The organism is Verrucosispora sp. CNZ293 (genome assembly GCF_002754655.1).
The window spans coordinates 882,017-899,060 of sequence record NZ_PEFR01000001.1; the positions used below are offsets into that span (position 1 = coordinate 882,017).

Genomic DNA, 17,044 nt, shown 5'->3' on the forward strand with positions numbered 1-17,044 from the left:
GGAAGCCGGTACCTGACCCGTACCCGCCTTCCCCTCCCCGTGTCCGCCGGACACTTCGAGGGAAGGACCCCCTTGGTGAGTAACGCGTTCGGGCAGAGCACAGTCCTCGGCTATCCACGCATCGGTGCCAGTCGGGAGCTGAAGAAGGCGGTCGAGGCGTACTGGACCGGCACCATCGACGCCGAGGCGTTGCACAGCACCGCCGCCGGTCTGCGGGCGCAGGTGTGGCGGACGCTGCGCGACGCCCGTCTCGACGCGATCCCGTCGAACACCTTCTCCTACTACGACCACATGCTCGACACCGCCGTCGCCGTCGGCGCGGTCCCGACCCGGTTCACCCGGCTCGGCCTGTCCACGCTGGACACCTACTTCGCGATGGCGCGCGGGGTCGACGCCGAACCGGCGTTGGAGCTGACGAAGTGGTTCGACACCAACTACCACTACCTGGTGCCGGAGATCGGCCCCGACACCGTCTTCACCGCCAACCCGGTAAAGGCGCTGGGCGAGTACACCGAGGCCCGCGAGCTGGGCGTCACCACCCGGCCGGTGTTCGTCGGACCTGCCACGTTCCTGCTGCTGGCCAAGGGGGAGGATCCCTTCGCCCGCCTCGACGACCTGGTCGAGACGTACGCCCGGATGCTCGCCACCCTGGCCGGCGCGGGCGTCGGCTGGGTGCAGCTCGACGAGCCGGGCTACGTCGCCGACCGGACCCCGGCCGAGATCGACGCCCTGCGCCGCGCCTACACCCGACTCGGTGAGCTCGCCCACCGACCGCGGATCTTCGTGGCGACCTACTTCGGTGACCTCGGCGATGCGCTCCCGGCCCTGCTGGACACCCCTGTCGACGCCGTCGGTCTGGACCTGGTCGCCGGACCGGGCAACCTCCACCGCCTCGCCGCCGCCGGACCACTGGGTGGCAAGACCGTCGTCGCCGGCCTGGTCGACGGTCGGAACATCTGGCGCACCGACCTGCGGGCCGCCGTCACGGCCGGCGCGACCGTCGCCGGCCTGGCCGACCACGTCGCCGTCTCCTCGTCCTGCTCGTTGCTGCACGTCCCGGTAGACCTGTCCGCCGAGACCCACCTCGACCCCCGGTTGTCCGAGCGACTGGCGTTCGCCCGGCAGAAGGTCGACGAGGTCGTCATGCTCGGCCGCGCGCTGCGCGACGGCACCACAACGCTCCCCGCGCCCCTGCCGGCCGCCCCGGCCGACTGGCGCCACGACGACGTACGCGGCCGCCTGGCCGCGCTGCGCCCCACCGACCGGCAGCGTGGTGACTATCCCACCCGGGCCGCCCGGCAGCAGGAACGGTTGGGTCTGCCGGAGCTGCCGACCACCACGATCGGGTCGTTTCCGCAGACCGCCGAGCTGCGTAGGGCCCGCGCCGCGCACCGGGCCGGCAGCCTCGACGACGCCGGCTACGCCGATCGGATGCGCGCGGAGGTGGAGCAGGTCATCCGGTTGCAGGAACAGCTGGGCCTGGACGTGCTCGTGCACGGGGAGCCGGAACGCAACGACATGGTGCAGTACTTCGGCGAGCAGCTCGACGGCTTCGCCGCCACGCGGCACGGCTGGGTGCAGTCGTACGGCTCCCGCTGCGTACGCCCGCCGATCATCTACGGTGACGTGGCCCGCAAGGCACCTATGACAATCGAATGGTCGACCTATGCGCAGTCACTGACCAGCAGACCGGTAAAGGGCATGCTCACCGGCCCGGTCACCATCCTGGCCTGGTCGTTCGTCCGCACCGACCAGTCTCTCGCGGACACCGCCGACCAGGTCGCGCTGGCCCTGCGGGACGAGTGCCGCGACCTGGAGGCCGCCGGGATCCGGGTCATCCAGGTCGACGAACCTGCGCTACGCGAGACGCTGCCGCTGCGCAGCGCCGACCAGAAGGCATACCTGGACTGGGCCGTCGGTGCGTTCCGGCTGGCTACCAGCGGCGTCGCCGACGACACGCAGATCCACACCCACCTGTGCTACTCGGAGTTCGGCGAGGTGATCCACGCCATCGACGCGCTCGACGCCGACGTCACGAGCATCGAGGCGTCCCGGTCGAAGATGGAGGTGCTCGACGACCTGGCCGCAATCGGCTACGGCCGGGGCGTCGGCCCCGGGGTGTGGGACATCCACTCGCCCCGGGTGCCGACGCGCGACGAGGTGGTCGAGGCGCTGCGCCGCGCCGTGGCGGCCGTGCCGGCCGGCCGGCTGTGGGTCAACCCGGACTGCGGGCTCAAGACCCGCGCCTACCCTGAGGTCGAGGCGTCCCTGCGGCATTTGGTCGCCGCCGCCGCCGAGGTCCGCGACAACTGACTCCTGAGCCGGGCGGCCGCACCACACCGGGGCCGCCCGGCCTGCCGGTCAGCGCGGTGCTGCTGCCCCGTCCCGGAGGTAGACGAGCTGGTGGTGGACAGCGGCTGTCACCCGGTCGTGGTCGCCGGTCGCCAACAGGTCGAGCAACGCGCCCCGGAGCACCGCGAGAGCGAGAGTACGGCGGGCGGCGCCCGGGGCGCTGTCCCGCTCCTGCGGGGGCTGGCAGTCGGCCAGGACGGTGAGCCAGTCGTGCACCGTCGCCGCGGCGAAACCCGCCCAGACGCCGTCCGGCTCCACCAGGGACGTGGCGTAGGTTTCGGCCCACAGCTTCAGCAGTTGCTGGTGCTCCGCGGCGGCGAGCCACCCCCAGAGACGCTCGACGGCGGTGGCCAGGCCGATGGCCTCCGGGTTGCCGGAGTTCTGGATGTGGTTGAGCAGTGCGAGTTCGTCAGCCCGGGCCCGGGCCAGGACCGCCCGGGTCAGGCCGTCCTTGTTGCCGAAGAGGAAGACCAGGACGCGCGGGCTGGAACCGATCGCGGCGGCCAGCGGGCGCAGGGACAGATGCGCCAGGCCGTGCTCCAGCGCGTACCGGTACGCGGCCTCCAACAGTTCGGTCTTACGCGCGGAGGGAATTGTCCTGTCCTCGGTCACCGGCGTAGCCTATCTCCACTGAAACGATCGTTTCAGCGACCGGAAGGGCTGAGCCATGACCCATGGGTGTCAACGGCAAGTCGAGATCACCGTGCGTCCCGCTGATCGCCCCGGCGACCTGGGCTGGGTGGTGATGGCCCACGGCGAGACCTACCAGCAGCAGTTCGGCTGGGGCACCGACTTCGAGGCACTCGTCGCGACGATCGTCGCCGACTACGCCTCCGGCCACGATCCGTCCCGCGAGGCGGCGTGGGTCGCCGAGGCCGACGGCGAACGCGTCGGCTCGGTGTTCCTGGTCGCGGGCGACGAGCCTGGCACCGCCAAGCTGCGCGTCCTCCTGGTCACACCGAAGGCTCGTGGCCTCGGCATCGGCACCCGCCTGGTCGAGCAGGGTCTCACCTTCGCCCGGCAGGCCGGTTACCGGCAGGTCGTGCTCTGGACCAACGACATCCTCGTCTCCGCGCGCCGGATCTACCAGGCCGCCGGGTTCAGCCTCATCGACGAGCGGCCCCACCACAGCTTTGGCGACGGCCTCGTCGGGCAGACCTGGTCGCTGACCCTTCACCACCACGGGCGAGAGCACCCGACGAACGGATCAGCGGGCTGAAGCCGGACAGCGTCAGTCGCCGACGGCATGCTCAGACCGCGCGGACCTCGCCGAGCCGCTTGACCGCGTAGTCGTCGTCCCAGCACACGGCGGCCTCCCACGCGGCCGACGCCTGCGCCGCGATGTCGTACGCGCCGTCGTCGAGGCCGGCGGCGTTGTCCGGCAGCACCAGGTCGAGGTCCGGCACGTCGACGTGCGCCTCGTCCCAGTCGATGAGCGCGACCCGACTCGCGGTCATCCGGATGTTGCCCGGATTGGTGTCGCCGTGCACGACGCACGTCCGACGTCCAGCCAGCCGCGCCCACGCGGCCCGGCAGCGAGCAACGCCCTCGACGGGCATCGCACCCAGGTCGATCTTCGTCCCGGTCTCGGCGTGCAGGAGGTCGGTCGACGATCGCCAGCCCGGGCGCTGCGGCCAACCCCTCGTCAGCCGATGCAGCTCGCGGAGCGTGTCAGCCACGCGACGCCAGTCGGCAGGCGACTCGGGCGGTCCGCCCTCGAGATAGGTCATCACCACCAGACCATCGGCGAACAGCCGGCCGTCCGCGGTCGGGATCGGCACCGGCACGGTCAGACCCGCGCTGTCGAGGTGCCGGAGAAGTTCGGTCTCCCACGCCAGATCAGCGTCGCTCCTGGCACCGAGCCGGCCGACCGCACGACGCCCGTCGACAGTTACGCTCCACACGTCGTTTGCCACTCCGCCAGTGAGCCGCTCGACGCGAGCCGCATCCGCACCCCACTGCCCAAGTGCCTCCCACCCCATCTGGCAGATCCTACGAGGTCTGCGTCTGCGGGCCCGCTCGCAGGCAGGCGTTCCCTGACCGGCCGTGAACCCGATCGCGTGAACGCGGGCCAGACGCGAGGATGGGTCCATGGAGGATCCGTTGTTCGCGTGGGCCCGGCAGGTCTGGCGTGAGCTGTCTGGCGTCGCCATGGGCTTTCCCGCTGACGGCGGCGTCGACGTAGCCGTCTCGACGGGATCGCTGCTCTGTCCCCCTGGCTGGGTCGGGATCGTCGTACTCGGTGACGCCGCCCTCGTCACGGTGCCGGCAGACCACTGGACCGCATCGGTACGCGAGGCGCTGCACGGTGTGCCCGTCGAGGCGCTGACCGACGATGACCGGCTGCGCACCGTCCTGCCGGTCGTCGAGGTGCTGGGCCCGGCGAGCCTGGCGTACCTCGACGTGGACGGCTTCCGGCCGGCTCAGCTCGACCCCGCCAAAGTGGTACCCGGCGACCATGCCGATCTCGCCACGCTCCTGGCGTCTGTCCCGGCCGATGATGCCGACGAATGCGGGTTGGCCGAGATCGACTCTTCCGCGTTCGTGGTACGCCATGGGGACCGCTGTGTCGCGGCGGCCGGCTACCGACGTTGGCCGGCTCGGGTAGCCCACATGTGCGTACTCACCGCGCCGGATCATCGTGGGCGCGGGTTGGCCCGTGCGGTCGCCTCCGCAGCCGTCACGGACGCCCTGGCCGGTGGTCTGCTGCCGCAGTGGCGGGCTCGACCGCAACCGTCGCGCCGAGTGGCGCAGGCGCTGGGATTCCGTCAGCTCGGCACCCAGCTGAGCGTACGGCTCAGCGAGCTGCCGCCCGACGTGTGCCAGTGACGCGACGGTGCCGATCCGCGGGCTACCGCGTGAAGTAGGCGGCGCTCTCCGCGTCTGCGGGGTAGTAGGACTCGATTGCGACCTCGTCGATGGTGATGTCCATCGGGGTGCCGAATGTGGTGATGGTGGAGAACAGCCGCAGCTCTCGTCCGTCGATGTTGAGGATCATGGGGATCACGACGTCGGCGTCGACACGTCTGTCTGGCTCGTTGTCGGGTTCGGGTGCCAGGAGTTCCTCGTAGAGTGCGGTGAGTTCAGGGTCGGGAGCTGTGGCGAGTTGGCGTGAGATCCGGGTGCGGAACACCGCGCGTACGTCGGCCAGGTTGACGACCAGGCGAGCGAGCCCGCGCGGGTTCAGTCCCAGTCGCACCAGGTTGACCGGTGGCCGTAGCAGGTCGGGAGCCACCTGTGCGAAGAAGGGTTCGACCGCGCGATTGGTCATCACGATGTTCCACCGGCGGTCGAAGACCAGGGCTGGGTACGGCTCGTGTGCGCGGAGCACCCGGCGGATCGCGTCGTGGACGGCCGACAGCGCCCTGTCGTCGAGGGGACGTTCGGTGTAGCGGGGCGCGAAGCCGCCGGCGAGCAGGAGCCGGTTGCGATCACGGAGCGGCACGTGGAGTTGAGCCGCGAGCCGGAGGATCATGTCGGCGCTCGGCTTGGACTTACCCGTCTCGACCAGGCTGACGTGACGAGCCGAGACGTCCGCGGCGATAGCAAGATCCAGTTGGCTGAGACCCCGGCGATGCCGCCACTGCCGCAGAAGTTCCCCGACCACGTACACGATCATGAAGCGTACCCATTGTGGAGTCGAACGCCATGAAATCCGATGTCATCGACAAGCGACGCGGACGCGGAAACACTGCGTCCATGACCACGGAGAACAAGAACCTCGTCCAACGGGCGCTGGCAGGGCTGATCGAGACAGGTGACGTCGAGGCGCTCGCGCGGTCGCTGAGTGATGACTTCCTCCACCACCGGCCGGGCTCAATCACATCGACGAAGGGGGAGTGGCTCGCCGCCGTCCGCGCCGCACTGGTGTCGCTCGCCGGCATGCAGGTCGAGATCCGTCAGGTGCTGGCCGACGGCGATCACGTAGTGGTGTACTCACGGCGCTGGCTGCCGGACGCGGGACCAGAGATCGCAGTCGTCGACATCTGGAGGATCGACGACGGACTGATCGTCGAGGGGTGGGAGATCATCGAACCGGTCGCCCAGGTGGCCACCAATCTGGTGTGGTGGGAACCAGCGCATCGCTGACCCTGGGTGCCCACCGCGGCCGAGGTTGGCGACTACATCGACGTACAGCTGACCCGGGCGGCTCAGGGGACGCTGTTGCCGTACGCGCAGGTCGCAAAGATCAGTGGGCGCGCCGTGGGCGCAACGGCCTACTGGGATTCCCGGCGCCTGCCGGACCGCGATGAGCTGTACGCGGTGGAGGTGGGCTTCACCTGGCTGGCAGGGTCGGCGCAGGGCACCGGACTGAACACGGAGGCGAAGCTGCTGCTCTTCACCAACGCGTTCGAGGTGTGGAAAGTGTCCCGCGTCGACCTCAAGACCGACGCCCGCAACACCGTCTCCCGCAGGGCGATCGAGCGTACGGGTGCGCGCTTCGAAGGTGTCCTGCGGCGCTGGTCGAGGTCGTGGGCACCGGGTGAGGCGGGGCTGCTACGAGACTCGGCCATGTACTCGATAATCGATTCTGAATGGCCGGCCTGCCGGACCGCACTGCGGACGTGGGTCAGACAGGTCACGAGTCGCTGAGCCGACCACCTGGGGGCTCGTCGCCACGGGTCAGCGCCGGGCGGCTACTCGTGCGGTACGACGCGGAAGTCGGTGACGAAGCTGGCGACGCGTCCGTCAGCGGTGCGGCCCACATACGTGGCGTACACGCCGTCACCCCACCCGGAGCCGACGAGATGCAGGTTGGCGCCGGTCCGCTCGTCCACCACCGTGGTGATGACGGCGTCGACCGGGTCATCCGGAATCCGCGCCGGGATGAAGGTCTCCTCGACCCGCTCGTAGTCCCATTCGCACAGTGCGGCGATGGCGACCTCGTCGGCAAGCGTGCCGGTACCCGCGTCGACCGGGTACCCGAAGAAGTCGTCGTCGCCGAGGACGGCCGGGTCCTGGCCCGGCAGCAGCGCCATCGACCACGTCGCGACCGGCTCGTCGGCCACCCTCACCTGCAACGCGGTGATCCGTCGCTGCCACGGGCCGTCGTCGGTGTGCACCGCCGCCACCCACGCCGTCACCGGGTACCGGCCCGGCGGCACCGTGTCGACGAACGGTGTGGCGTGTGGCACCAGCGGATCGCACCCCACCACCCGGCCGGACGGCAGCACCACCGGCCCGAGGTCGTGCGCTTCGACACGGTAGGTCATCCCGTCACGTACGACGCGATACCCAGCGGTCAATACTAGGTCAAGATCCGGCACGTACGGCATGACGCGCAGCGTATCCGCGACACCGCCGCCTCCGGGTCCGCGACAGTCGGATGCGGGTACCACAGTTGGACCCACGTCCTGCCGGTGGCGGCGGCTGACCGCATGCCCGAACTCGTCATCCTCACCGGCCCGCTCCCGGACGTCTGTCCTCGACGTGTACGACATTCAACTCGTGGCCGTCCTGGTCTCGCTTTCCGCGTCCGTACAGACCAATGGCCAGATCGCTGCTGTCCGGGACCTCGTCGGGCCCCACGTAGGTCAGCACGTCGTTGTGGTGGCCGTAGACCACCCATCCGGGACCAGGATCGAGGGTGATGGTACCGAAGTCGCCGGCAGGTGAGCCGGCGCGGACGGGACCGTACTTCCGCAGGATGTCAACGGCCTGGGCGGCGAGGTCAACGCTCGGTCCGGGGTCTGGTAGTACCACGCAGGTGCCGTGGGCGAAGACGACCCAGGACTTGCCGTCCCCACGGATGATGCGACGCCAGGTTCCGGCCAGATCTTGCTCGGACATGACGATGATCATCCCTGAGCTCGTGCACCAACGCTACCCGTCACGAGGCCTACGAACAGATCACCCGCGAGCTGTTCGCCGCGCTCATGCACGCCTGCCGCTACCTGATCGCGACCGTCCCCGGCGTGCCGCTGCTCGACGGTAGCGCGGACCTCGTCTACACGGGCAAGGGTGCCCTGATCTGGATGCCCGACATCGACGCCTGGGCCGTCGAGATGGCCCGCCTGTTGCGGCCCGGCGGCCACCTGTTCCTCCACGAGGGTCACCGCCCCGCCGCGCCATGAGCCGGATCCCCGAGCGAGTTCCGGCAGCCAGTCCCATACCTGTCGCGTCGACCACGGCCTTGATCACCGAGACCGGGGAATCGGTGCGCCGGAGCAGCTCCATGGCCACCTGATCCACGTCGACACCGGACGCCAGCAATGTCCGTGCCATCTCCGTCAAGAGACGGATCCGCTCCGCCCGCTGCGCCCTGTCGGTCACCACGAGACCGTACCGTCGAAACCTTTCAAGCCCGGCCCGGCCGAACCAGGCGCCGCTCGGTGCGGCGGACGCCAAAACACGTGCCGGTCCGGACCCGTACCGTGACCACATGTCGAAGCAGGTGATCGTGCTCAACGGCGGGTCGAGCGCAGGAAAGTCGGGAATCGTTCGGTGCCTGCAGGCGATCCTGCCGGATCCGTGGCTTGCCGTCGGGGTCGACCGGCTCATCGAGGCCATGCCGGCAACCATGCGCTCGCCGGAGAGCATCGACTTCGCAGCCGACGGCACCGTCATCGTCGGGCCGGAGTTCGACAGGCTGCAGGAGGCCTGGATGGCCGGGGTCGCCGCGACTGTCGGAGCCGGTGCCCACGTCATCGTCGACGACGTCTTTCTCGGCGGCGCTGGATCTCAGCAGCGATGGCGGGCCGTGCTCGACGGACTGGACGTGCTGTGGGTCGGCGTCCGCTGCGCTGCGGAGGTCGCCGCCGGTCGCGAGATCGCGCGCGGCGACCGGGTCCGCGGGATGGCCGCCGCGCAGGCCGACGCGGTGCACCAGGGCGTGGTGTACGACGTGGAGGTCGACACCACGCACACCGAGTCGATCGTGTGTGCCCAGACGATTGCGGCTCGGCTGTAGCGAGGCTGGACGTGCCGTCGTCGGCATGAGCGCGCAACCCGTACCCGTTCCGGATGCCGGGTGACCGGTTACGGCGTTCGCGGCGGCTCGGCGGGGCGGCTGCTGGTGTGGTAGGCGTTCTTGGCGGCGACCACGGCGGCCTGGAGGTGCTCGGGCTCGACGCCGTGTACGTTCAGCGGCGGGTGCAGACGCCTGACAAGTTCGGTCTCGATGGTCGCCGGTTCCGCGTCTTCCGCCCAGGTCAAGCGCAGGTGTGTGTGCATCCACGTGGTCAGCCGCGCCTCATCCTCGGGGACCAGGACGACCCGGTCGGTCCAGGTCGTCCGGTATCCCTCGGAGACAAGAAGCCCGGCCAGGGTACGGCGCAGAGTCGAGCTGCCCGAACGCCTCAGATGGTTGCGCAGGATCCGCCCCCGCAGGCTGGTCGCCCGTCCGAGGTACAGCAGCCGCAACGACGGGACGTTCTCGTTCGGCAGCCCGGGGAGGTCGGGGAAGACCGAGGGCGCCGCCCACCAGGCGTAGACACCGCTGCCACGGCTGAGCCGTTTGACGGCGGTCTGGAGTTCGACGGGTACGCCGCAGAGCAGCCGCAGCGCCTCGTCGACCCGGGCCTCGTCGGTGGGGACATCGTCGGGTCGTCGTTCGGGAATGGTCATCGAGACCATCGTAGGTCCCGGGCAGATCATGGTCGGGCCGGAAGGCGGGGATCCTGGCGGCTCGGCCGGCAGGTGCGGTGACGTCAGGTCGCGCCGAGGAGGTCCCACCGGTTCCCGGCGATGTCGAGGAAGACAGCGACCCGGCCGTAGGGCTCGCTCCGCGGTTCCCGGACGAAGGTGACACCGGCGTCGGTCATCCGTCGGTATGCGGCGTCGAAGTCGTCGACCCGGAGGAAGAACCCGACCCGTCCGGCTACCTGGTCGCCGACAGCGGCACGCTGGTGTTCTCCGTCGGCGCGCGCGAGCAGAAGCCCGGTCTGGGCATTCGGGGGCCGGACGACGACCCACCGCTTGGTTCTTCCGTCATCGGTGAGCGACGGTGAGTCCTCGACGAGGTCGAAGCCGAGTACGTCGGTGAAGAACGCGATAGCCGGGTCGTACTCCTCGACGATCAGGGCAACCAGGTCGATCCGCACCACGGCAGCGTACGCGGGGTCGCGTGCTGCTCGCCGCTCGCGCGTCGACCGCCGGCAGGAGCGGGCGTCGTTGCTGAAGGCCTCACCGCCCCGGTTCGGTGCCTGGGCTCCCATGACGGCATCTCCGAGATCGGTTGGATGGTGCTGCCGGAATTCCAGGGCCGAGGCTTGGCGAGCGAGGCCGTACGTGCGGTTCTCGACCTGGCCCGCGCGGACGGGCGGTGGGGGCTCATCCACGCGTTCCCGAGCACGTCGAACGCGGCGTCGAACGCCATCTGTCGCTCGACCGGCTTCTCCCTCGTCGGTCAGGAAGAGACGACCTTCGCGGGGCGCGTCTTCCAGACCAGCCACTGGGTGTTCGATTCATCGGCTCCCGCCTGATCACCCGGCCGTCGGTCCCCTGGCCACGCCGTCCGGCGTCTGCTCGTGGCACCTCCGGGTGGGACCCGGGGTTTCGGCGGCTGTCGACTGCGGGTAGCGGATGGCACGTGAATCCCAATCTCGCCAGGGGTCTGCAGGTCGCGTGGGCTCTGCCGGAGTTTCGCGGCGGTCTGCGCCATCTCATCGACCTCGACGAGGTGTCGGTGCTGCTGGCCACGTTGTCCGCGCCAGATCACGACCGCGACGTGGAGCGCAGCCTGTTGCGGCTGCTGAAGTCCGGCCTCGACACGGCGGAGATTCGGGAGGCGGTGTTGCTGCTGCTGGAGCAGGACGACGTACGCCGGCCCCTGGTCGCGGCGGCGGAGTCGCTCACGGACCGGCCGGGGCAGGCCGCGGCCATCGCGTCGGCGGCCGAGGATCCTGCGGTACGGCGTGAGGTGCGGGCGGTGCTGGACAGCGGCACGGTGCGCGAGCTGATCTGGCAGGTGATCGAGAACCAGTTCAGCAACAACCGGCTCGGCCTGATCCGCCGCGCGGCGGTGCTGTTCGTGCGGCATTCGAGCGTCAGGCGTCTTGCCTGGGCCCTACGCCGACACGGCGTGCTGCGCGAACTGCGGGACAAGCCGTGACCGGCGGCGGTCGGCGCGGGGTGGCGGACCAGCACCATGTCCGGTGGCACCCGATAATTCGGATGTGTCGTGGCGGCCTGCTCGCTAACGTCCCACCTCGTGGGGAGCCCAGACCTACGCACCGAACGCCTTGCGCTTCGTCCCGTGCGTGACGAGGACATCGACCGCATCCTGGAGTACCGCAACCTGCCGGAGGTCACCCGCTGGCTCCTGCGTACCGATGTCGACCCGGTGTCCTTCCGGGCGGCGTGGCAGCGCGCCGCGAAGGCCCCTGACGACCACAGCGTGGCCGTGGTTCTCGACGGCACGGTGGATCGGAACCGTCTCGCTCGACGTGGTCGACGGCATGGGACAACCTGGCCTGCCGGCACGGACGGAAGCCGAGCTCGGCTACATCTTCGACCCGGCATACGGCGGCCGTGGTTACGCGACCGAAGCGGCCACCGCGATGGTGGCGTATGCGTTCGACCGGCTGGGCGTCCGCAGGATCACCGCAGGGTGCTTCGCGGACAACCTGGCGTCCGTGCGGCTGCTCGAGAAGATCGGCATGCGTCGTGAGCAGCACGGCGTTGGCGACTCCTGGCACGCCGAACTGGGCTGGGTGGACGGCTACACCTACGCCCTGCTCGCCGAGACCTGGCGGCAGGGGAGGACGTCACAGCCCGGGTGAGGGTGGCCGGACCTGCTCGAAGTGGAACTCACGGATGAAACAGTCACGTGGTTGACCGACGGCGAACAGCACGCAGTCGACAACTGACCGCGCGGTGAGGTCATGGTCGGCGTGCCGAGCCCCCTGCTGGACGAAGTCCGGCGGAAACAGCGAGATCACCCGGATCCCTGCTGGCCGCAGCCGGTACGACAGGATCTCCGCCAGCCCGGCGTGGGCGTGTTTGGCAGCGTAGAAGGCGGGGTGCGCACCCGAGCGGCGGTGTCCCACCTCGCCACAAGCGGAGATCATGTTGACGATGTCAGGCCGGGCCGACGCCCGCAGCAGTGGCAGCAGATGTTTGGTCACCAGGACCGTTCCGGTCCCGCCCGCCGCGATAACCCCGCCGATCTCGTCGTCCGATACCTCGTCCAGATCGTCACCATGGAGGTAGGGCGCGCCGTTGTTGACAAGCACATCGAGGTGGTCCGTCCGGTCGGCCAGCGCCGTGGCGAACGCCCGCACCGAATCCGGTACGGCGAGGTCGCAGGTGAACGCCTCGGCTCGACCCGGCCCCCGCCGGTTGATCGCGTCCGCGACCCGCTCGGCTGCGGACAGGTCCCGGGCCGAGAGGAAGATTCGGGCACCGCGTTGCGCGAAGGACTCGGCCAGGAGCCGTCCCGTGTCACGCGCGGCGCCGGTGACAGCGACGCGCAGGCCGTCGAGGTTCATGGTCGACAGCAAAGCACCTGAACCCCGGTCGAGGTCAACGAGACATGATTTCCTCATCGACGGGCACGGACGTGCGGCCGCTCGTCACCGATGGGATCGTGCTGGCGACGAAGGAGGACCTCGATGGCTGGACGGGAATCCGTTCGAGGGCGCGTGAGTGGTGACTGACCCTGCCGTTGCCCAGACGATCACCCGTACCCATCAGGAGGAGTGGGCGCGGGTGGTCGCCAGCCTGGCGCGCCGCTTCGGTGACCTCGACGTCGCCGAGGAAGCGACGGCCGAGGCGTTCGCCGTGGCCGCGGAGCGGTGGCCGCGCGAGGGCGTACCGCCCAATCCCGGCGGCTGGGTCGCCACCACCGCGACCCGCAAGGCGATCGACTGGCTCCGCCGCGAGTCGCAGCGCGACGCCAGGCACCAGGCGGCCCTGATCGGGTACGACGACACCCCTGCTGAGCCGACCGGCCCGGTCGGGGACGACCGGCTCAGACTCGTCTTCACCTGCTGCCACCCCGCGCTCGCGATGGAGGCGCGGGTGGCGCTCACCCTGCGCCTGCTCGGGGGCCTCACCGTCGCGGAGATCGCCCGCGCCTTTCTGGTACAGGAGACCGCGATGGCGCGACGGATCACCCGTGCCAAGACGAAGATCAAGGATGCCCGCATTCCCTACCGGGTGCCTGCTGCCGACGACGTCCGCGAACGGCTCGCCGGCGTGCTCGCCGTCGTCTACCTCGTGTTCAACGAGGGCTACCTGCCCGGCCGGGGGGACGAACCGGTACGCGTCGACCTCACCGACGAGGCGATCCGCCTCGGCCGCCTGCTGCGTACCCTCCTTCCGGACGACGGCGAGGTGGCCGGTCTGCTCGCCCTGATGCTCCTCACCGAGGCCCGGCGGCCGGCGCGCGTGTCCGCCACCGGGGAGTTGGTGACCCTCCACGAGCAGGATCGCGGTGCCTGGGACCGTGCTCTGATCGCCGAGGGCAACGCCCTGGTTCACGAGCGGATCCAGGCGGTGGCGGCCGGCGGAGAGCCACCCGGGCGTTACCAGGTGCAGGCCGCGATCAACGCGGTCCACGCGAATGCGCCCTCGACCGATGAGACCGACTGGCCGACCCTCGTCGCCCTCTACGATGGCCTGGTGCTGCTGGATCCCTCGCCGGTCGTGCGGCTCAACCGGGCGGTGGCGGTCGCCGAGGTCGACGGCTCCGGGGCCGGGCTCGCCGAGATCGACAGGCTCGCCGAGGCCCTCGACGGTTACCACCCCTTCCACGCCGCCCGCGCCGACCTGCTGCGGCGGCTCGGGCGCCTCGACGAGTCGCGGGCGGAGTACGACCAGGCCATCGGTCTCGCCAGCAACCCTGCGGAGCGGTCCTACCTCACCCGCCGCCGAGGCCAGCTGACCGGCTGACCGGGGAAATTTCCGCCGGCACATTGTCGGATGCGCGGTGGCTCGTTCGTAGACCAGGTGACAGGTGGCCGGAGGAGGCCGCCGGAGCAGGGAGTCATGGGATGACGCATTATTTGATCTCTTTCAACGACGGCGCCATGGACCACATCTCCGCCGAGGACCTGCCTGATGTGGGCAAGGCCGCGCACGCGGTGATCCAGGAGGCGGTGAACGCCGGCGTGTTCGTGGCCGGCGGTGGACTGCAGCGGCAGCGGGCGAGCATCGTCGGCACGGACGGGCTGGTGGTCGACGGCCCGTACCCGGAGACCAAGGAGGTCATCGGCGGGTTCGTGGTCCTTGACCTGGCCTCGAAGGAAGAGGCGCTGGGCTGGGCTGCCAAGATCGCTCACTCCTGCCGCTGCGCGCAGGAGGTCCGGGAGCTCATGGATGACCCCGAACTGGATGCCATGCTCCGCGAGGCCGCCCGGCGAGAGTGACCGCACGCATAGGCGATCCGGTGCGGCCGGATACCCCACGGGAGGTGTCGTGCACCGTCGTGGGCCGGCTGCCCGGATCGGCGGCGGGTGTGTTGTTCACTGAGCGTGGGTGTCGGGTGCCCTACCAGGGGACGACTGCGTCAGCAGAGCTGGACTGTGGGAGTGGAGATGGGCCCGGGAACGCGGATCGGCGCCCGGACGGCTTATCGTGATCGGGTGAGTACCCGCCATGTACCCGCACAGATCGGTGACCTGCCGCCGATCGGGCGGCCCGCCAACAGCGCCCTGCTCGAAGCCGGCATCACGACGCTCGCTCAAGTGGCCACGTACCGCCGCCGTGATCTACTCGCCCTGCACGGCGTCGGGCCGAGAGCGATCGGCATCCTGGCGGCGGCACTGGCCGAACGCGACCTCACCTTCGCCGACTGACCGCACGGCTGACTGCTACGTGCCCTGAGCAGGCTGGCACAACTCGGAGGACACCGCGCCCACGTCACAGCCGAATCCTGGGACGGCGCTCCAGCACCGATCTCCCCGCCGGCATCGAACGCTTCCGCTTCCGCGTCTGGCCACTGCCTGAATAGGGTGGCGGGCCTGCCTCGAAGTTCGACAACATCCGGCAACGGTCGATCCGGGCCTGGGCCAATTCTCGTGCTCAGGTGGCGGGCAGGCGTACCTCGAATCGGCAGCCGTTGTCGGTGTTGCGGACGTCCACCCGGCCACCGTGCGCCTCGACGAGGCCGCGCACGATGGCCAGGCCGAGTCCGCCGCCGCCGCCGGAGCCGGCCGCCCCTGGGGTACGGGCGCGCTCGCCCCGGAACGCGACGTCGAAGACCCGGTCCAGATCCTCGCCGGGGATGCCGCCGCAGGTGTCCGAGACCGCCAGCCACACGCTGCCGGTTTCGTGGCCGGCGGCGATGTGCACGCTGCCGTCCTCAGGTGTGTACCGGACGGAGTTGATCAGCAGGTTGCTGACGATCCGGGCGAGTTCACGTTCGCCCGCGCGGACGTCGGGCCAGCCGCTGTCCGCCGCGACGAGGTGGATCCGGCGGCGGGCGGCCAGCGGGGCGACGCCGGCGATCGCGTCGGAGACCACCTCGCGCAACGGCACGGTGGTGGGCATGAGCCGGAGCGCCCCGGCGTTGATGCGGGACAACTCGAACAGGTCGTCGACGAGCTGGGCCATCCGGTCGGTCTCCACCCGGATCCGCCGGTGGTAGTCGTCGACGACGGCCGGGTCCTCGATGATGCGGTCCTCCAGGGCCTCGGCCATGGCCCGCAGCCCCGCCAGGGGAGTGCGCAGGTCGTGCGACACCCAGGCGACAAGCTCCCGGCGACCGGCCTCCAGCCGCCGTTCGCGTTCCCGGGCCGTCTGCGCCCAGACCGCCGAAGCGGCCAGCCGGCTGCCGAAGACGGCGCCGACGGCGAGGCTGATGAGCGCGGCGGCGCTGACCGTGACGAGGACGACCCACAGGTCGTGCGCTGAGAGGAACATCGCCTGCGCGACAGTGACGACTCCGGCGACCACGGCGAGCACGGTGACGGCGAGTAGGACCAGGATGTGGACGAGAATCGAGCGGCCACGGAGCAGCCGGAGCGCTGCGGCGCCGACCAGGCCGACGACGCCGCCGGCGGCCAGGGCGTAGAGCCCGATGAGCAGGGTGTCGGTCACGTGCCGGTTTCCTCGTCGATCGGGTCGAAGCGGTATCCGACACCCCACACGGTGCGGATGCGCTGCGGGTTCGCCGGGTCGTCCTCGATCTTCTCGCGTAGTCGGCGGACGTGGACGGTGACGGTCGACTGGTCGCCGAACTGCCATCCCCAGACCTTGTCCAGCAGGTCGCTCCGCGACCACGCCCGCCCGGGATGCCGCATGAAGAAGATCAGGAGATCGATTTCCCGGGCGGTGAGCGCCAGCGGTGTGCCGGCCACCGTGGCGGTACGGCGCGCGGTGTCCACGGTCAGGGCCGCGTCGGTCAGCTTCGCGGGGACTGTGGGATGGGCGGTGTGCGCGGCGGTGCGGCGTAGCACGGAGCGGATCCGCAGCACGAGTTCGCGGGGGGAGAAAGGCTTGGTGACGTAGTCGTCGGCGCCGACCTCCAGCCCGAGGACCCGGTCGGCCTCCTCACCGAGGGCGGTCAGCATGACCACCGGCAGGTCGGGCAACTGCCGTCGGATCCGGCGACAGACCTCGAGGCCGTCGATGCCGGGCATCATGAGGTCGAGTACCACGAGGTCGGGGCGCGCGGCGGCGATCGCGGCGAGGCCGTCGGCCCCGTCGGCGGCCAACTGGACCTCGCAGCCAGCCTGCTCCAGGTAACGCCGGACGACGTCACTGACCGTCGGGTCGTCGTCGACAACCAACACCCGGTTTCTCATCC

Annotated in this window: 21 protein-coding genes and 2 pseudogenes; 13 read left to right on the forward strand and 10 right to left on the reverse strand. The window is 70.2% G+C overall.

The annotated features are described in order from the left end of the window. The first annotated feature begins 75 nt into the window (after nucleotides 1-75). Nucleotides 76-2,313: a 5-methyltetrahydropteroyltriglutamate--homocysteine S-methyltransferase gene (metE, locus tag CLT74_RS04040; protein WP_099845329.1), complete on the forward strand. Its 2,238-nt coding sequence runs from the start codon at nucleotides 76-78 to the stop codon at nucleotides 2,311-2,313. Between the two features lie 48 nt (nucleotides 2,314-2,361). Here the strand turns inward: metE and CLT74_RS04045 are convergent, their stop codons facing one another. Continuing rightward, entirely contained in the window at nucleotides 2,362-2,964 is a 603-nt protein-coding gene (locus tag CLT74_RS04045) for a TetR/AcrR family transcriptional regulator (protein ID WP_099845330.1), read from the reverse strand. Nucleotides 2,965-3,019: 55 nt separating this feature from the next. Between CLT74_RS04045 and CLT74_RS04050 the strand changes: the two genes are divergently transcribed. Next, entirely contained in the window at nucleotides 3,020-3,571 is a 552-nt protein-coding gene (locus tag CLT74_RS04050; protein ID WP_099845331.1) for a GNAT family N-acetyltransferase, read from the forward strand. A 31-nt stretch (nucleotides 3,572-3,602) separates the two neighbouring features. Here the strand turns inward: CLT74_RS04050 and CLT74_RS04055 are convergent, their stop codons facing one another. After that, nucleotides 3,603-4,334, reverse strand: coding sequence for a phosphotransferase (locus CLT74_RS04055; RefSeq protein ID WP_099845332.1), 732 nt, complete (start codon nucleotides 4,332-4,334; stop codon nucleotides 3,603-3,605). Between the two features lie 109 nt (nucleotides 4,335-4,443). Here CLT74_RS04055 and CLT74_RS04060 point away from each other — a divergent pair, with 109 nt between their 5' ends. Further along, the gene (locus tag CLT74_RS04060; protein WP_099845333.1) at nucleotides 4,444-5,181 is read left to right on the forward strand and encodes a GNAT family N-acetyltransferase; all 738 of its coding nucleotides are present in this window, start codon (nucleotides 4,444-4,446) and stop codon (nucleotides 5,179-5,181) included. Between the two features lie 22 nt (nucleotides 5,182-5,203). On the opposite strand, the gene CLT74_RS04065 is transcribed toward CLT74_RS04060, so the two are convergent. After that, nucleotides 5,204-5,971, reverse strand: coding sequence for a helix-turn-helix transcriptional regulator (locus CLT74_RS04065; RefSeq protein WP_199172091.1), 768 nt, complete (start codon nucleotides 5,969-5,971; stop codon nucleotides 5,204-5,206). Nucleotides 5,972-5,985: 14 nt separating this feature from the next. On the opposite strand from CLT74_RS04065, the gene CLT74_RS04070 reads away from it, so the two are divergent. After that, nucleotides 5,986-6,441, forward strand: coding sequence for a nuclear transport factor 2 family protein (locus CLT74_RS04070; protein ID WP_486581967.1), 456 nt, complete (start codon nucleotides 5,986-5,988; stop codon nucleotides 6,439-6,441). 6 nt (nucleotides 6,442-6,447) lie between these two features. Beyond that, complete coding sequence (locus CLT74_RS04075) at nucleotides 6,448-6,945, forward strand: GNAT family N-acetyltransferase (RefSeq protein ID WP_099845335.1); 498 nt, start codon at nucleotides 6,448-6,450, stop codon at nucleotides 6,943-6,945. Nucleotides 6,946-6,989: 44 nt separating this feature from the next. On the opposite strand, the gene CLT74_RS04080 is transcribed toward CLT74_RS04075, so the two are convergent. Both CLT74_RS04080 and CLT74_RS04085 read right to left on the reverse strand, forming a co-directional pair. Next, nucleotides 6,990-7,565 carry a DUF4241 domain-containing protein gene (locus CLT74_RS04080; RefSeq protein ID WP_486581968.1) on the reverse strand — a complete coding sequence of 192 codons (576 nt, stop codon included), beginning with the start codon at nucleotides 7,563-7,565 and terminating at the stop codon, nucleotides 6,990-6,992. Nucleotides 7,566-7,749: 184 nt separating this feature from the next. Beyond that, entirely contained in the window at nucleotides 7,750-8,142 is a 393-nt protein-coding gene (locus CLT74_RS04085; protein ID WP_099851257.1) for a hypothetical protein, read from the reverse strand. A gap of 86 nt (nucleotides 8,143-8,228) precedes the next feature. Between CLT74_RS04085 and CLT74_RS04090 the strand changes: the two genes are divergently transcribed. Then, nucleotides 8,229-8,426 (forward strand): methyltransferase domain-containing protein, encoded by a 198-nt coding sequence (locus CLT74_RS04090; RefSeq protein WP_099845337.1) that lies wholly within the window; start codon nucleotides 8,229-8,231, stop codon nucleotides 8,424-8,426. 308 nt (nucleotides 8,427-8,734) lie between these two features. Beyond that, nucleotides 8,735-9,262, forward strand: a complete 528-nt coding sequence (gene cpt / locus CLT74_RS04095; RefSeq protein WP_099845338.1) for a chloramphenicol phosphotransferase CPT — start codon at nucleotides 8,735-8,737, stop codon at nucleotides 9,260-9,262. A 68-nt stretch (nucleotides 9,263-9,330) separates the two neighbouring features. On the opposite strand, the gene CLT74_RS04100 is transcribed toward cpt, so the two are convergent. Both CLT74_RS04100 and CLT74_RS04105 read right to left on the reverse strand, forming a co-directional pair. After that, nucleotides 9,331-9,918: a GIY-YIG nuclease family protein gene (locus CLT74_RS04100; protein WP_486581969.1), complete on the reverse strand. Its 588-nt coding sequence runs from the start codon at nucleotides 9,916-9,918 to the stop codon at nucleotides 9,331-9,333. An 83-nt stretch (nucleotides 9,919-10,001) separates the two neighbouring features. Further along, complete coding sequence (locus CLT74_RS04105; protein ID WP_099851260.1) at nucleotides 10,002-10,397, reverse strand: VOC family protein; 396 nt, start codon at nucleotides 10,395-10,397, stop codon at nucleotides 10,002-10,004. Nucleotides 10,398-10,442: 45 nt separating this feature from the next. Between CLT74_RS04105 and CLT74_RS04110 the strand changes: the two are divergent. The 3 genes and pseudogenes from CLT74_RS04110 to CLT74_RS04120 form a co-directional block, all read left to right on the forward strand. Continuing rightward, nucleotides 10,443-10,775, forward strand: a pseudogene (locus CLT74_RS04110) (GNAT family N-acetyltransferase); the annotation flags it as partial. 107 nt (nucleotides 10,776-10,882) lie between these two features. Continuing rightward, nucleotides 10,883-11,404 (forward strand): hypothetical protein, encoded by a 522-nt coding sequence (locus tag CLT74_RS04115; RefSeq protein ID WP_099845341.1) that lies wholly within the window; start codon nucleotides 10,883-10,885, stop codon nucleotides 11,402-11,404. A gap of 99 nt (nucleotides 11,405-11,503) precedes the next feature. Next, nucleotides 11,504-12,074, forward strand: a pseudogene (locus CLT74_RS04120) (GNAT family N-acetyltransferase). On the opposite strand, the gene CLT74_RS04125 reads toward CLT74_RS04120, so the two are convergent. Continuing rightward, nucleotides 12,060-12,782: an SDR family oxidoreductase gene (locus tag CLT74_RS04125; protein WP_099845342.1), complete on the reverse strand. Its 723-nt coding sequence runs from the start codon at nucleotides 12,780-12,782 to the stop codon at nucleotides 12,060-12,062. The pseudogene CLT74_RS04120 and the gene CLT74_RS04125 overlap by 15 nt on opposite strands. Nucleotides 12,783-12,942: 160 nt before the next feature. Between CLT74_RS04125 and CLT74_RS04130 the strand changes: the two genes are divergently transcribed. From CLT74_RS04130 to CLT74_RS04140, 3 genes are all read left to right on the forward strand, one after another. Then, nucleotides 12,943-14,187, forward strand: a complete 1,245-nt coding sequence (locus tag CLT74_RS04130) for a DUF6596 domain-containing protein (protein ID WP_099851263.1) — start codon at nucleotides 12,943-12,945, stop codon at nucleotides 14,185-14,187. Between the two features lie 101 nt (nucleotides 14,188-14,288). Beyond that, nucleotides 14,289-14,663 carry a YciI family protein gene (locus CLT74_RS04135; RefSeq protein ID WP_099845343.1) on the forward strand — a complete coding sequence of 125 codons (375 nt, stop codon included), beginning with the start codon at nucleotides 14,289-14,291 and terminating at the stop codon, nucleotides 14,661-14,663. A gap of 216 nt (nucleotides 14,664-14,879) precedes the next feature. Beyond that, nucleotides 14,880-15,092: a hypothetical protein gene (locus CLT74_RS04140; protein ID WP_099845344.1), complete on the forward strand. Its 213-nt coding sequence runs from the start codon at nucleotides 14,880-14,882 to the stop codon at nucleotides 15,090-15,092. Nucleotides 15,093-15,318: 226 nt separating this feature from the next. Here the strand turns inward: CLT74_RS04140 and CLT74_RS04145 are convergent, their stop codons facing one another. Together CLT74_RS04145 and CLT74_RS04150 are read right to left on the reverse strand one after the other, a co-directional pair. Further along, nucleotides 15,319-16,335 (reverse strand): sensor histidine kinase, encoded by a 1,017-nt coding sequence (locus CLT74_RS04145; RefSeq protein WP_099845345.1) that lies wholly within the window; start codon nucleotides 16,333-16,335, stop codon nucleotides 15,319-15,321. Continuing rightward, nucleotides 16,332-17,042 carry a response regulator transcription factor gene (locus CLT74_RS04150; RefSeq protein ID WP_099845346.1) on the reverse strand — a complete coding sequence of 237 codons (711 nt, stop codon included), beginning with the start codon at nucleotides 17,040-17,042 and terminating at the stop codon, nucleotides 16,332-16,334. Before CLT74_RS04150 ends, CLT74_RS04145 begins: the two co-directional genes overlap by 4 nt. Between the last annotated feature and the right edge of the window lie 2 nt (nucleotides 17,043-17,044).

What these genes read in the sequence shown, in the direction of transcription:
- CLT74_RS04050 (WP_099845331.1), top strand. Translation starts at nt 3,020, where the DNA reads ATGACCCATGGGTGTCAACGGCAAGTCGAGATCACCGTGCGTCCCGCT.
- CLT74_RS04055 (WP_099845332.1), bottom strand. Translation starts at nt 4,334, where the DNA reads ATGGGGTGGGAGGCACTTGGGCAGTGGGGTGCGGATGCGGCTCGCGTC.
- CLT74_RS04060 (WP_099845333.1), top strand. Translation starts at nt 4,444, where the DNA reads ATGGAGGATCCGTTGTTCGCGTGGGCCCGGCAGGTCTGGCGTGAGCTG.
- CLT74_RS04065 (WP_199172091.1), bottom strand. Translation starts at nt 5,971, where the DNA reads ATGATCGTGTACGTGGTCGGGGAACTTCTGCGGCAGTGGCGGCATCGC.
- CLT74_RS04080 (WP_486581968.1), bottom strand. Translation starts at nt 7,565, where the DNA reads ATGACCTACCGTGTCGAAGCGCACGACCTCGGGCCGGTGGTGCTGCCG.
- CLT74_RS04085 (WP_099851257.1), bottom strand. Translation starts at nt 8,142, where the DNA reads ATGTCCGAGCAAGATCTGGCCGGAACCTGGCGTCGCATCATCCGTGGG.
- CLT74_RS04090 (WP_099845337.1), top strand. Translation starts at nt 8,229, where the DNA reads ATGCACGCCTGCCGCTACCTGATCGCGACCGTCCCCGGCGTGCCGCTG.
- cpt (WP_099845338.1), top strand. Translation starts at nt 8,735, where the DNA reads ATGTCGAAGCAGGTGATCGTGCTCAACGGCGGGTCGAGCGCAGGAAAG.
- CLT74_RS04100 (WP_486581969.1), bottom strand. Translation starts at nt 9,918, where the DNA reads ATGACCATTCCCGAACGACGACCCGACGATGTCCCCACCGACGAGGCC.
- CLT74_RS04125 (WP_099845342.1), bottom strand. Translation starts at nt 12,782, where the DNA reads ATGAACCTCGACGGCCTGCGCGTCGCTGTCACCGGCGCCGCGCGTGAC.
- CLT74_RS04135 (WP_099845343.1), top strand. Translation starts at nt 14,289, where the DNA reads ATGACGCATTATTTGATCTCTTTCAACGACGGCGCCATGGACCACATC.
- CLT74_RS04150 (WP_099845346.1), bottom strand. Translation starts at nt 17,042, where the DNA reads ATGAGAAACCGGGTGTTGGTTGTCGACGACGACCCGACGGTCAGTGAC.